Below are 12,010 nucleotides of genomic sequence, written 5' to 3'. Positions count from 1 at the left end.
GGCAGCTCCTCGGCGAGCAGCGCCGGGATCCAGTACTGCCGGAACAGCTCGCCCATCGGCGTGCCGGGCCCGGTCTGCGTCAGCAGCTCGTTGATTTCCGTCTTGAGCACCGCACGCCTCCCATACCATGTCGAGTGAACAACAGTATTACCATTAGTCTGAAGAGCCCGGTCGTCAGGCGATGAGCAGCTCCTTGAGCGGCCGGTCGGTCCGGCGGGCCGCGCTTGCGGGCAGCTCGGCCCCGGTGGCCAGCGCCCGGCGGACCACCAGGAAGTCGGCCGGCGAGTTGACCGCGTCGACCGCCTGCAGGCGGCCGTCCCGGTAGTGCAGCGCGGCGAAGCGCTCGGCCGCCGGGTCGCCGCGCACGACGATCTCGTCCGCACCGGCGGCGAGCCCGGCGATCTGCAGCTTGAGGTCGGCCTGGTCGGACCAGAACCACGGCACCTCGGGGGCCGGGCGCGCGACGCCGGCCAGCGTCGCGGCCGCCACCGTGGCCTGGTGCACCGCGTTCTGCACCGACTCCACCCGTACCGGGGCGTGCCCGCCGCCGGTGGGGTGCGGCTGCAGCGTGCAGTCCCCGGCGGCGACCACCGACGGCAGCGCGGTCCGGGCGTCGAGGTCGACCGGGATCCCGCCGGGGCAGGCCAGGCCGAGGCCGGTGGCCAGCTCGGTGCGCGGCTCGACGCCGATCCCGACGAGCACCAGCGCGGCGGGCAGCTCGCCGCCGCCGGTGAGGTGCACCGACCGGACCCGCCCCGCCGTGCCGTCGAGTGCGGTCACGCCGGTGTCCAGCAGGACGCGGACCCCGCGGCGGGCGTGCGCGGCGGCGTAGAAGGCGGACACGACCGGGGCGACGGCCCGTCCCAGCAGCCGGTCGGTGGCCTCGACGACGGTGACCGGGCGTCCGTGCGCACGTGCCACCGACGCGGCCTCCAGGCCGATGAAGCCGCCGCCGACCACGACCACCGGCCCGGTCCCGGCCAGCGCGGCGCGCAACCGGTCGGCGTCGGCGAGGTCGCGCAGGTGGTGCACGCCGTCGAGCGCGGCACCGGGTACCCGGAGCCGCCGTACCCGGGCGCCGACGGTGAGCCCCAGCCGGTCGAACGCGATCTCCCGGCCGCGGTCGGTGACCGCGCGGCCGGTGTCGAGCCCGGTGATCCGCTCGCCGGTGACCAGCTCGATACCGCGGTCGGCGTAGAACGCGGATGTGCGTAGGGCGAGCCGATCGGCGTCGGTGTCGCCGGACAGGTAGCCCTTGGACAGCGGGGGTCGCTGGTAGGGCAGCTGCGGTTCGGCGCCCATCAGCGTGATCGGCATCGTGTCGCCCGACTCGCGCAGCGAGACGGCCAGTTGCACGCCGGCCTGGCCGGCCCCGACCACCAGGGTGCCGGTCACGGTTGGACCGCTGGGATCTCGACGGTCAGGCCGTCCAGCTCGGGGGTCACCGGTACCTGGCAGGACAACCGACTGCCGTCCCGCCGTTCGGAGACGGCCAGGTCGAGCAGGTCCTCCTCCAGATCGCCCGGGGGATCGAGCCGGGACGCGAAGCCGTCGCGGACCCAGACGTGGCATGTCGCGCAGCTGGCGTTGCCGCCGCACTCGGCGACGATGCCCGGCACCCCGTTCTGGGTCGCGGCCAGCATCACGGAGTCGCCGTCGCGGGCGTCGACCCCGGTCTGGGTGCCGTCCGGGAGGACGAAAACGACCTTGGGCACCTGTGGCCTCCCTTGCTCTGCTGGCGTGGAACGGGCCGAGCGAAGCGGCCTAATTGGTATTACATCATACCGCTGCCGCTTCGGCCAGATTCGACCCGCCCGCCGTGCTCGTACTGCACGGGCAGAGCTCGGACCGAGGCGCTCCGGGCGGCGGAGCCGCTCGTCTCCCACAGGTGCGCCCGGCCGTCGTGTGCGCTTCGGTGTCGACCAGGACCGTGCAGTGGGATCGGGTCGTTGCCGGCGGACCGGGGTCGCTGCCGGAGCCTTCTCGCGGCCCGGCTCCGACCATGCCGTGCACGTGGGCGGCGGCTGCGACTGCTGTGCTGGAGTCCATGCTTCGGCGGCGCCGCAGGAACTGATGCACGGAACCTGTATTGGTGTGTTGTTAGTCCTATTGTCGTCGCATGGCTCCGGAGCGAGAGCCGGCGATGACGCCGGTATCGCCGCCACGATGTGTGCTGCCCGGGCAGCGGGCCCGTGTCCCGATGCGGCCGCCCTGAGCAGCCATCTCTGATCAGACGGATCGGAGATGCGTGCGTGACGGTCCCGGTCTCGACCTCGCGCACGCTCTGCCGGCCGCTGTGAGCAACCCTCGAGTTCGTCCTCGGCGAAGCCCACACCGCGGGCGTCGCGCCGAATCTCCCTCGCCGGACGTGACAACTCGCCCGTCGCAGCGGGTCCGAGCATCCGGAACCGGCTCGTGGACGGCCGAGGTGCGGCGCACGACGACACGCGAAGAGATCGGGCTCCGGTCCCCCCGCGCCGGCTCGACACACGTGGCCGGCCACTGCCGCCGACGCCGCGACGAGATCGGTCATCGGTCGACCCGACGCGACTGCTGGCCCCCGAAGTCCTGAACGCTCCACCACCCGTCCGGCCTGCCCGGACGGCAGCGAGATCACGGAGGATCCATGGGAGAAGCGCTCCTGAGCAGCCTCGCCCAGCTGCTGCAGCCCCAAACCCTGCTGCTGATGCTCGTCGGCGTGGCAGTCGGATTCGCGGTGGGCATCCTCCCCGGCCTCGGCGGGGCGGTGACCCTGGCGCTGATGCTGCCGTTCAGCGTCGGTCTCGAACCGGTGCAGGCCTTCGCGTTCCTGCTCGGCATGCTCGCCGTGACCTCCACGGCGGGGGACATCACCTCGGTGCTGTTCGGCGTCCCGGGTGAGGGCGACATCCGCGGCGACCGTTCTCGACGGCCACCCGATGACCAAACGGGGCGAGGCGGGACGCGCGCTCGGTGCCGTGCTCTCCTCATCGGCGCTGGGCGCGGCGTTCGGCGCCGTCGTGCTCGTCGCCGTGATCCCGATCGTGCGGCCGCTCGTGCTGTCGTTCGGCCCGGCCGAGTTCTTCGCACTCACCATCCTCGGGCTCACGTTCGTGGTGGCGCTCTCGGGGGCACACGTCGTGAGGGGCCTACTCATGGCCTTGCTCGGCGTGATGGTCGCGATGGTCGGGATCGACGCGCAGGAGGGGGTGCCGAGGTACGCCTTCGGCGAGCTCTACCTCTGGGCGGGGATCCCGCTGGTCCCGCTGGTGGTCGGGCTCTTCGGCGGTGCGGAGCTGCTGCAGCTGATGCTGGCCCGTGGCTCGATCAACCGGTCCGGAAGCGCGCGTACCGAGGCGGACAAGGCCGGCGACGAGGTACGCGCGAGCGGCATGTCCGCGCTGCTGCAGGGAGTGCGGGACTCGCTCGCGCACTGGTGGCTGGTCGTCCGCTCCGGGGCGATCGGCACGGAGATCGGCATTGATGCCCGGGGTCGGTGGTTCGGTGGCGTAGTTCCTCGCGTACGGCCATGCCCAGCAGACCTCCCGGCGCTCCGAGGAATTCGGCCACGGCTCGATAGAGGGGGTGATCGTGGCCGGCGCGAGCAACAACGCCAAGGACAGTGGTGCGCTCGTACCGATCGTCGCCTTCGGGATCCCCGGCGGCGCGGCGACCGCTGTTCTGCTCAGCGCGTTCCTCGTCGTCGGCCTCGACCCGGGCCCGGAGATGCTGACCACCGATCTCGACGTGACGCTCTCCATGGCTTGGATCGTCATCCTCGCCAACGTCGTCGCCGTCGCGATCGCGCTACTGACGGTCCGCCACCTGGTCAAGCTCACCGACGTGCCGAGCACCTACATCGTCCCGGCCCTGCTCGTGCTGCTGACGGTCGGCACCTACACCGCGGGCAACAACTTCGCCGACGTCCGACCAGGTCCCCGACGGGGACACACCGGGTGCAGTGGCACCGACCGCCGCGCCGTCGGCCGTCCGCCGGTTCGATCCGGTGGAGGTGGCGATGTCGGCGGTGCTGCTGGCGGTCTTCGCCCTCGCCGTCCTGCTCGCCGCCCAGTGGAGTTTCCGGGCCGCGCCCATCCCGCTGCTGGCGGCGGGCACGGGCGCCGTGCTCAGCAGCCTCCACCTGGTCCGCAGCCTCACCGGGCGGGCCGGGCGGTCCCGCGCCCAGCGCTCCGGGGAAGGACCACCGCCCTCCGACGAGGTGACCAGGGTGTTCGCCACGGCCGGTCGCCGGTCCTGGACGGTGGCGCTGGCCTGGGTCGTCGGGTTCCTCGCCGGCACCTACGTCATCGGGCTCGTTGTCACCGGGGCCGTCTTCGCCCTCGCGCATCTGCGGGTCCAGGCGCGGGCGAGCTGGTAGGCAAGCGTCGGGTACGGCGTCGCCGTCGGGCTGATCGTCTGGCTGCTGTTCGACGTGCTGTTCGAGATTGCGCTCCCCGAAGGGCTGATGCTCCGATGACACCTCGCAGATACCTCTCCGCCGTCGCCGCGGGAGTGGCCGCGCTCGTCCTCGCCGGGTGCGGGTGCCGATCCCGGCGCGCTCCCGGCGCCGGAGTTCTACCGAGACCGCGCGATCGACCTCGTAGTGCCCTACGAGCCCGGCGGCGGCTACGACCTGTACGCCCGCGACGTCGCGCCCTATCTCGCCCGCTGCACCGGTGGTGACGTCGAGGTCGTCAACGAGGCCGGCGCCGGCGGGCTGCTCGCGACCTCGAACACCGCGGCCGCGGAGCCGGACGGAACCCGGGTGCAGATCGTCAACACGGTCGGCGCGGTGAGCGCCCAGATCGGTCAGGCGGCCGGGATCAACTTCGACCTGGCCGCCCTGTCCTGGGTCGCCAGGGTCTCGGCCGAAGCCAACGTCGTGGTCGTCGCCGCGGACAGCCGCTTCGCCGACTTCGATGACATGCTCCGCTCCCCGGACCCGGTGCGGTTCGTCTCCACCGGGCCCGGCTCGAACGACTACATCAACCCGCCGCTGCTCCAGCAGATCTTCGACTTCCCGGTCGAGGTGATCAGCGGCTTCGCCGGATCGGGCGAGGCCCGCACGGCATACCTGCGCGGTGACGCCGACGCCCAGGTCCTGCCGGTAGCCAGCACCGTCAGCGCGATCCGGTCGGGGGAGATCCGCCCGGTGCTCGTGCTCGGTGACGCCGACAGCCCCGGACTGGAGGGCGTGCCCAGGGCCCGCGACCTCCCGGTCGCCGGCGCGGCGCAGCGGGAGACGTTGACGTCGCTGCTCGATCTCGTCTCGCTGAGCCGCACGATGGTCGCCCCGCCCGGTCTCGCCCCGGACCGGCTGGCGTTCCTGCGCGACGCGTTCGCCTGCGCCCTGACCAACCCGGACCTGGTCGCTGCCTCGACCGAGCAGCGACGGCCGATCGAGTTCATGCCCGGGGCGGAGCTGACCGAGGCCATGCGCTCGGTGCTGAGCGCGGACCCGGCGTTCCGCGAGATCGTCCGGGACATCACGTGAGCGGATCCCGATCACCCCGGTCTGCTGGGACCACGACCTGACCCGGGTGCCGGAGGGCGGGACCGTCGCCCGGACGGCGGTGACCTGACTGCCGCGGACGGCGCGGACCACCGTCGATGCCGGCGCTCCGCGCCGGACCACGGTGTTGCGCAGCGCGTTGATGCCGGTCAGCCACGGCTGGTCGGGCCGGGCGCGGCGGTCCGGGCCGGCGGGTGCGGCCGCGCTTCCTGTCGCAGCGGCATTGGCCGGGGTGTGTCGGCGAGCGCGGGCACCGCCCGGGCGGTGATGCGGTGGCCCATGAACACCGGTCGGTTGGCCTGCCCGAGCAGCAGCGGCAGCAGTTCGGCGGCCCGTACCTGGCCCCACCAGCCCACCTGGCTGGAGAGCTCGCCCCACTCGGTGACGCCGTCGGGTCGCACGGTCGGGCCCGCCACCAGCAGGGGGGTCGGTTCTCCCGCGTGCACCACGCCGTGGGTGGAGGGTGTTGCGTGGTCCCCGGTCACCGCAACCACGGCGCGCTCGGCGATCTCCCCGAGACCGGCCAGGCCGCGGTCGATGGCCTGCAGGACGTCGCGTTTGGCGAAGGGTTGCTTGGTGTGTCCGGCCTCGTCGGTGGCCTTCGTGTGGACGTGCACGAACCGGGCCCCGTCCTCGATGAGCCGCTCCGCCGCTTCCAGCCGGCCGGCCATGTCCTCCTCGAGGTCGTCGACCGGGGACAGGTGGCACGAGGTCATGTCCAGCGCGGTGACGATGCCCTCGTAGAGGCGGGTGCTGGTGACCGCGGCACCGGCGACCCCGACCTGGTCGAGGAACGACGGGATCGTTCCTCGCCGGCCGGACCACTTGGTGGTGAGGACGTCGAGCGCGGGCAGGCCGCGGGCCAGGCGGCGCGCATTGACGTCACTGGCGCACAGCCAAGCCCGCGCATCGAGCAGCGCGGCGGTGAGATCCTCGGCGAACGCCGCACCGTCGGGTTCGGTCGGGACCGGACGCATCCACGGGTGAAAGGTCTCGAACAGCGGGTCGGAGTCGGTGACGGCGCCGCTGTGGTGGGTGGGGGAGGACAGCAGGGCTTCGCCCTTGCCCCCGAGCTGTTGCAGGGTCATGCCGTGTTCGGCGAGGATCGGGGTGAGTCCGGTGAGCAGGGCGGCGACGTCGTCGAGGTCGTCCGGCCGGGCCCTGCCGGTGAGGTGGAGCGTGCTCCCGTCGACGCGCGAGGTGCGTAGGGAGGCGTGGGTGACGGCGACGTCGGGGTCGACGTCGAGGCCGCCGCCGAGGGCCTCGAGGACGGCGCGGCCGGGGAAGGGCACCTCGGCGTAGCCGAACATGGCCCAGTGGGCGAGTTCGGAGGCAGGAGCCCGCCCCCATCCGAACGGCAGGTGCCAGCCGCTCGCGCCGCGACGGGCCAGGGCGTCGAGGTGAGGGGTGTGGGCGGCTTCGGCCGGTGTGCGGCCGTCGAGCTGGGGGATCGGCCGGTCGCCCAGGCCGTCGAGGACGACGAGCACGATCGGTAGCCGGTCGTCGTCGAGTCGGGGTTGGGTCTCGCCGTATCCCGCGGGCTTCACGTCGCCTCCTCGGTCTCGGTCCGGTCCCGGTCGGCGAGGAGTTCTGCGAGCACCGGGACGACGGCGCGCGGAACCAGGTCTGCCCATACCGACCGGTCGGCGTCGAGGCGCGCGCGGATATCGGAGGCCGACAGCCGGGTGGCCGGGTCGCCGTCGAGCACCGTCACCTCGTATCCGGCGTCGGAGAGCCGGCTCGCCTTCTCCCGTTCCCAGGCGCTGTAAGCGCGCACGAGCTGTCGTGCACGGCCAGGGACGTACTCGTACCAGGTCTCGGGCCGGGTCAGGTCGAAGGGCACGATCGAGACGTGGCGGGACAGGCCTCGTTCCTGCAGCGCGGCCTGCAGCAGACGCAGACGCTCGAAATAGGTGAACGGGTTGGCCTCGGCGAGGTGGCGGTGCGCGGAGGTCGTCTCCTCGTGCCGGGCTCTGGTGTCGGGGTTGGTGACCGCGACGATGAGGTGCTCGGCCTCGCGCAAGGCGAGTTCGAACAGTTCCAGGTGCTGTCCGTGCACGGGCTGGAAGCGGCCGGTCACGCACGCCAGACGTCTCACTCGTGCCTCCTCCCGATCGGGCCCGGCGCGGCAGTGACACGCCCGGGGGCGCCCTCGACCAGCTCGCCCACCACCGTCGCCGCGGTGTCGCCGCCACGGTGCAGCGTTGCCAGCAGCTCGCCCACCCTGGCCGGCGGGACGGCGAGCAGCAGCCCACCGGAGGTCTGGGCGTCGGCGAGCAGCAGCTGGCAGATCGAGTCCGCCTCGCCCGGCACGAACCAGCCCGCGTCGAGGGCGTCCTGCAGGGTTCGTCGGCTGCCGTCCGGTGCGCATCCGTTCGCGACGAGCCGGGCGGCACCGGGCAACAACGGCACCTCGCCCGGCCAGATCCTGGCCTCGAGGCGGCCGGCCGATGTCATCTCGTGCAGGTGCCCGATCAGGCCGTACCCGGTGATGTCGGTGCCCCCGGCCAATCCGCAGGCCACGGCGGCGCGCGAGGCGGCGGCGTTGAGTCGGGTCATCGACTCGACTGCGCCCACCACCTCGGTGTCGGCGGCGCGTCCCAGCTTGACGGCGGTGCCGATGACGCCGACGCCGAGGGGCTTGGTCAGCACCAGGCGGTCACCCGGATGTCCGCCGCCCTTGTGCAGGATGGCGTCGTGGGCGGCCTCGCCGATGACGGCGAGTCCGTACTTCGGGGCGGGGTCGACGATGCTGTGACCGCCCGCGAGCAGCGCGCCCGCGTCGGCGACCGCTTCTGCGCCGCCACGGAGGACCTCGGCGACCAGCCCGGGGTCGAGGTCCGACGGCCAGCCGAGCAGGTTCAGCGCCAGCAGCGGGCGCCCACCCATCGCGTAGACGTCGGACAGGGCGTTGGTCGCCGCGATCCGTCCCCACTGGTACGGGTCGTCCACGACCGGGGTCAGGAAGTCGCAGGTCACCACCAGCGACCGGCCGTGCCACCCGGGCAGGTCGAAGACCGCGGCGTCGTCGGCGGGGTCGAGACCGACCCGTAGGCGAGCGTCGGTCCCGCCGGTCGCAGCGCCGGTACGCAGCGCGCCCAGTACGTCGTCGAGCAGTCGCTGGGGCAGCTTGCACGCGCAGCCACCACCCGGCGAGAACTGCGTGAGCGGAACCGACACGGCCATCACGCCGCCTTGGTCCTGAGCAGACCGCGGGCGATGGCGTTGCGCTGGATCTCCGAGGTGCCGGCCGGAATACGCAGGTTGCGCGCCACCCGGAACAGCTTCTCCTCGGGCGAGTCGTGGACGAGCCCCACCGCGCCACGGACCTGGATGGCGTTGTCGGCGACCCGGAAGAACACCTCGTCGTTGATGACCTTGACCAGGCTGATCAGCCGGGGAGCCCCGGGGTGCAGCGGCATTCCGTACGGGTCGAGGTCATCGAGCTGGGCCTGGGCGACCAGCGAGGTCGAGCGGGCCTGATAGATGTCGGCGTCGATGTCGGCGAGCATGTGCTGCACGGCCTGCTGGGCGGCGATCGGCTTCCCGCCGACCTCGCGTTGCTGGGCGTAGTCGACGGCGCGCTGAAGCAGCCACGCGCCCCAGCCGGCGCACATCCCACCGCGACATAGCCGGCGCCAGTTGATCCACGACATCGCCAGGCCGAAGCCGTCGCCGATCTCGCCGACGACGTTCTCCGCCGGCACCCGCACATCACGGAACTCCAGTGTGCCGGTCAGCCCGTCGGCCATCGTGGTCGGCAGGTCGGCCCCGCGACTCACCCCGGGCGCGTCGGCGTCGATCAGGAACATCGACAACGACCGGGTGCCGGCGCCCGGGTCGGTGACCGCCACGACCTGCAGGACGTCGGCGAAGTGCGAGTTGGTGATCCAGCCCTTCGACCCGTTGATGATCCAGTCGGCGCCGTCGCGGCTCGCGCGGGTGGCCATCCGCAGCACGTCCGAGCCGGCGCCGAGCTCGGTGTTGCAGAACGCCGCAGTGATCTCCCCGGTCATCAGCGGCACCAGGTACTGCTCGCGCACGGCCGGAGAGCAGTGCTCGATGGCGGGGTTCGGCCCCTCGGTCCAGGCCAGTGCCGCCAGACCCAGTCCCAGGCCGGAGTGGCGGTAGACGAACTCCTCGACGTGGTGCATCTCGACCCGGCTGAACCCGTCGCCCCCGGCCGCGGTGCCGGAGTGCGGGGCGTAGAGACCCAGGGCGCCCGAGCGCCGCTGGACCTCGCGGCGCGCCTCCCACACCGCCGGATGCATGCGGCCCTGCTCATCGAACTTCGGGCCGCTCGCGGTGCCGGCGCCCTGCCGGGCCAGCTCCTTCTCCAGCTCGGCGACGTCGGTATCGAGGAACGTGCGGAAGCGCTCGGTGTAGGCGACGACCCGCTCGCTCGGAGCGATGTCTGCGACGGCCACAGTGACCCACCCCGGTGGTTGAACAGTGTTCGTTTGGATGAACGTTGTGCGGACTGTAGCATCGCGGCCATTCACGGGAAAGGCGGAACGGATGCCGGAGGGCGCACGCGCAGCACGCGCCGATGCTGTGGCCGAGGCGAAGCGGGCGCTGATCCTCGAGGCCGCACTACGCGTGTTCGCCCGTGATGGGCTGCGCGACGCGAGCATCCGGGCGATCGCCAAGGAGGCCGGATACGCCACCGGGGCGATCTACGGCTACTTCCCGAGCAAGGAACACCTCTACGCCGCAGCTCTGCACGAGTCGCTGCAGCGGTTGCGGGCCGAGACCGAGACCGCAGCGGCCGGCATCGAGGGGGCGGCTCGGCGCTACGTCGCCGCCGGCTTGGCGTTCTTCGACTTCTACGACGCCAACCCCCGTGATCTCGACATGGGGTTCTACCTGTTCGCTGGGGGAATGGCCCCCCGAGGCCTGGGCGACGAGGAGGCAAATCATGAGCTCAACGTCGCCTTGTTGGCCACGCTGGAGCCGGTCCGCGGTGCTGCCGAGGAGCTCGTCGGCGCCGAGGAGGCGAATCGGCTCACCGCAGAGGCGTTCGCCCACGCCTCCGGCCTCCTCCTGCTGCGGCACACACACCGGCTGAACCTCTTCGGTCTCGAAGCACGGCAGCTGATGCAACGCTTCCTCACCGGGCAGATCACCTGACCGGACAGCCACACGGCCACCGGGCACCCGGCACAGCCCGCGGCCGCGGGCTCCGGCACGACGGCGGCCAGATCCGCGGCCCGCTGGTCCGGGACATGCCCAGCCCGGCGGCCGGCAGGATCCCCGATCCCACGGCCAACGTGTTGGCCGAGGGGCCCGTTTCGATCATGCGGTCAGCCGGGTGCGCTGCTCATCGGTGAGAGCCACTGCGCCCGCGGCCGGTGGTGCTCACAACGCCCCGGCCAGCCGGTGGTAGGCCTGGTTCCAGCGCAGCTCGCGCCTGAACCGGCGCGGCGTCGTGCCCTCGTCGATCACCAGTAGCTCGGTGCGCGCGAGCTCGGCCAGGTCGGCGACCTCCTCGGTGCTCAGGGCCGTGGACAGCACGGTGTGGTGCGGCGCGCCGGCCATGATCCACGCTTCGGAGGAGGTACATAGGTCGGGGCAGGGCTCCCACACGGCGCGGCGACGGGCAGGTTCGGCAGTGGTTCGTCGGCCTCGACGACGTCGATCTCGTTGAGCACCAGCCGGAAGCGGTCGCCCATGTCCGACATCCCGACGACGATGCCGGGGCCGGGAGCGGCGTCGAACACCATGCGGACGGGGCCCTCCCGGCCGGATCAAGTCCGCTGGCGTGGTGTGTGACGACTACCGCGTGATCTTCAGTTCTGGTTGTCAGGCGCTGAGCGCCGGGATCGTGTCGGTGGAGTTCACCTCCTCGACGTCGGAGGTCGCGGCGGGCACGACGTTGACGCGGGATCGGGCGAGGACCTCGAGACCGAGGTAGCGGCCGGCGTCCTTCGGCCCATTCGTCGTGCTGCTCGGCCAGGACGGCGCCGACGAGGCGGATCAGCGACTCGCGGTCAGGGAAGATCCCGACGACGTCGGTGCGGCGGCGGATCTCTCGGTTGAGCCGCTCGGAGGGGTTGTTCGACCAGATCTGGCGCCAGATCTCCTTCGGGAAGCTCGTGAACGCCAAGACGTCCGCGCGGGCGGTGTCGAGGTGCTCGGCGACTTTCGGGAGCTTGTCGGTGACGGCGTCGAGAACGCGGTCGAACTGGGCATGAACGCTCGCGGCGTCGGGCTGGTCCTAGACCGAGTGCAACAGCGCCCGGACCCACGGCCAGGCCGCGAGCTTTTGCCAGCGCATCGCGCGTTCGGCGCGCTGGCGTCGCAAAAGTCGGCGAGACGCCGACCGCGCGGCTGGACCCAGTCATCCCCGACGGGTAGGACAGCGTGTGAAGCTCCTGGTTGGACGGATCGATCTCAGCAATCGCCCGTCCACCAAGAGTGAGCGCTTTCCAACCTGGTGATCGTGAGGTCGGTCGGGCCACGGCGTGGCTTCCCTGAAGTAGGTGAAGCTCCTGGTAGATGGGTGATTGCCTAGATCAA

Annotated in this window: 9 protein-coding genes and 5 pseudogenes; 6 read left to right on the top strand and 8 right to left on the bottom strand. The window is 72.0% G+C overall.

All coding sequences use genetic code 11. The annotated features are described in order from the left end of the window. Window positions 1-174: 174 nt before the first annotated feature. Both ABZ881_RS30360 and ABZ881_RS30355 read right to left on the bottom strand, forming a co-directional pair. On the bottom strand, window positions 175-1,395 hold the full coding sequence (locus ABZ881_RS30360; protein ID WP_358489387.1) for an FAD-dependent oxidoreductase: 1,221 nt from the start codon (window positions 1,393-1,395) through the stop codon (window positions 175-177). Further along, a complete protein-coding gene (locus tag ABZ881_RS30355; RefSeq protein WP_358489384.1) occupies window positions 1,392-1,715 on the bottom strand; it encodes a 2Fe-2S iron-sulfur cluster-binding protein in 324 nt (107 codons plus the stop codon). Before ABZ881_RS30355 ends, ABZ881_RS30360 begins: the two co-directional genes overlap by 4 nt. A gap of 911 nt (window positions 1,716-2,626) precedes the next feature. Between ABZ881_RS30355 and ABZ881_RS30350 the strand changes: the two are divergent. The 5 genes and pseudogenes from ABZ881_RS30350 to ABZ881_RS30330 all read left to right on the top strand — a co-directional run. Next, window positions 2,627-2,869 (top strand): annotated as a pseudogene (locus ABZ881_RS30350) (tripartite tricarboxylate transporter permease); the annotation flags it as partial. Window positions 2,870-2,918: 49 nt separating this feature from the next. Then, window positions 2,919-3,401: pseudogene (locus ABZ881_RS30345) on the top strand (tripartite tricarboxylate transporter permease); the annotation flags it as partial. Window positions 3,402-3,552: 151 nt separating this feature from the next. Next, a pseudogene (locus ABZ881_RS30340) lies at window positions 3,553-3,846 on the top strand (tripartite tricarboxylate transporter permease); the annotation flags it as partial. A gap of 94 nt (window positions 3,847-3,940) precedes the next feature. Next, the gene (locus tag ABZ881_RS30335; protein WP_358489382.1) at window positions 3,941-4,357 is read left to right on the top strand and encodes a hypothetical protein; all 417 of its coding nucleotides are present in this window, start codon (window positions 3,941-3,943) and stop codon (window positions 4,355-4,357) included. Between the two features lie 225 nt (window positions 4,358-4,582). Beyond that, window positions 4,583-5,473: a tripartite tricarboxylate transporter substrate-binding protein gene (locus ABZ881_RS30330; protein ID WP_358489379.1), complete on the top strand. Its 891-nt coding sequence runs from the start codon at window positions 4,583-4,585 to the stop codon at window positions 5,471-5,473. A 167-nt stretch (window positions 5,474-5,640) separates the two neighbouring features. Here the strand turns inward: ABZ881_RS30330 and ABZ881_RS30325 are convergent, their stop codons facing one another. Genes ABZ881_RS30325 through ABZ881_RS30310 form a run of 4 tightly spaced genes read right to left on the bottom strand, consistent with a single transcriptional unit; the run spans window position 5,641 to window position 9,918 of the window. Further along, on the bottom strand, window positions 5,641-7,038 hold the full coding sequence (locus ABZ881_RS30325; protein ID WP_358489378.1) for a phosphoglycerate mutase: 1,398 nt from the start codon (window positions 7,036-7,038) through the stop codon (window positions 5,641-5,643). Further along, entirely contained in the window at window positions 7,035-7,589 is a 555-nt protein-coding gene (locus ABZ881_RS30320) for an adenylyltransferase/cytidyltransferase family protein (RefSeq protein ID WP_358489376.1), read from the bottom strand. Before ABZ881_RS30320 ends, ABZ881_RS30325 begins: the two co-directional genes overlap by 4 nt. Next, a complete protein-coding gene (selD, locus tag ABZ881_RS30315; protein WP_358489374.1) occupies window positions 7,586-8,677 on the bottom strand; it encodes a selenide, water dikinase SelD in 1,092 nt (363 codons plus the stop codon). Before selD ends, ABZ881_RS30320 begins: the two co-directional genes overlap by 4 nt. Then, window positions 8,677-9,918 carry an acyl-CoA dehydrogenase gene (locus ABZ881_RS30310; RefSeq protein WP_358489373.1) on the bottom strand — a complete coding sequence of 414 codons (1,242 nt, stop codon included), beginning with the start codon at window positions 9,916-9,918 and terminating at the stop codon, window positions 8,677-8,679. Before ABZ881_RS30310 ends, selD begins: the two co-directional genes overlap by 1 nt. A 127-nt stretch (window positions 9,919-10,045) precedes the next feature. Here ABZ881_RS30310 and ABZ881_RS30305 point away from each other — a divergent pair, with 127 nt between their 5' ends. Further along, window positions 10,046-10,621, top strand: a complete 576-nt coding sequence (locus tag ABZ881_RS30305) for a helix-turn-helix domain-containing protein (protein WP_358489370.1) — start codon at window positions 10,046-10,048, stop codon at window positions 10,619-10,621. 228 nt (window positions 10,622-10,849) lie between these two features. Here the strand turns inward: ABZ881_RS30305 and ABZ881_RS30300 are convergent. Together ABZ881_RS30300 and ABZ881_RS30295 are read right to left on the bottom strand one after the other, a co-directional pair. Beyond that, window positions 10,850-11,235 (bottom strand): annotated as a pseudogene (locus ABZ881_RS30300) (L-arabinose isomerase); the annotation flags it as partial. Between the two features lie 58 nt (window positions 11,236-11,293). Continuing rightward, a pseudogene (locus ABZ881_RS30295) lies at window positions 11,294-11,750 on the bottom strand (transposase); the annotation flags it as partial. Between the last annotated feature and the right edge of the window lie 260 nt (window positions 11,751-12,010).

It is taken from the genome of Pseudonocardia sp. NPDC046786 (genome assembly GCF_040645415.1).
GTDB lineage: Bacteria > Actinomycetota > Actinomycetes > Mycobacteriales > Pseudonocardiaceae > Pseudonocardia > Pseudonocardia kongjuensis.
Note: the sequence above shows the minus strand (reverse complement) of the source record. Positions and strands in the feature narration are given on the sequence as shown.

What these genes read in the sequence shown, in the direction of transcription:
- selD (WP_358489374.1), bottom strand. Translation starts at nt 8,677, where the DNA reads ATGGCCGTGTCGGTTCCGCTCACGCAGTTCTCGCCGGGTGGTGGCTGC.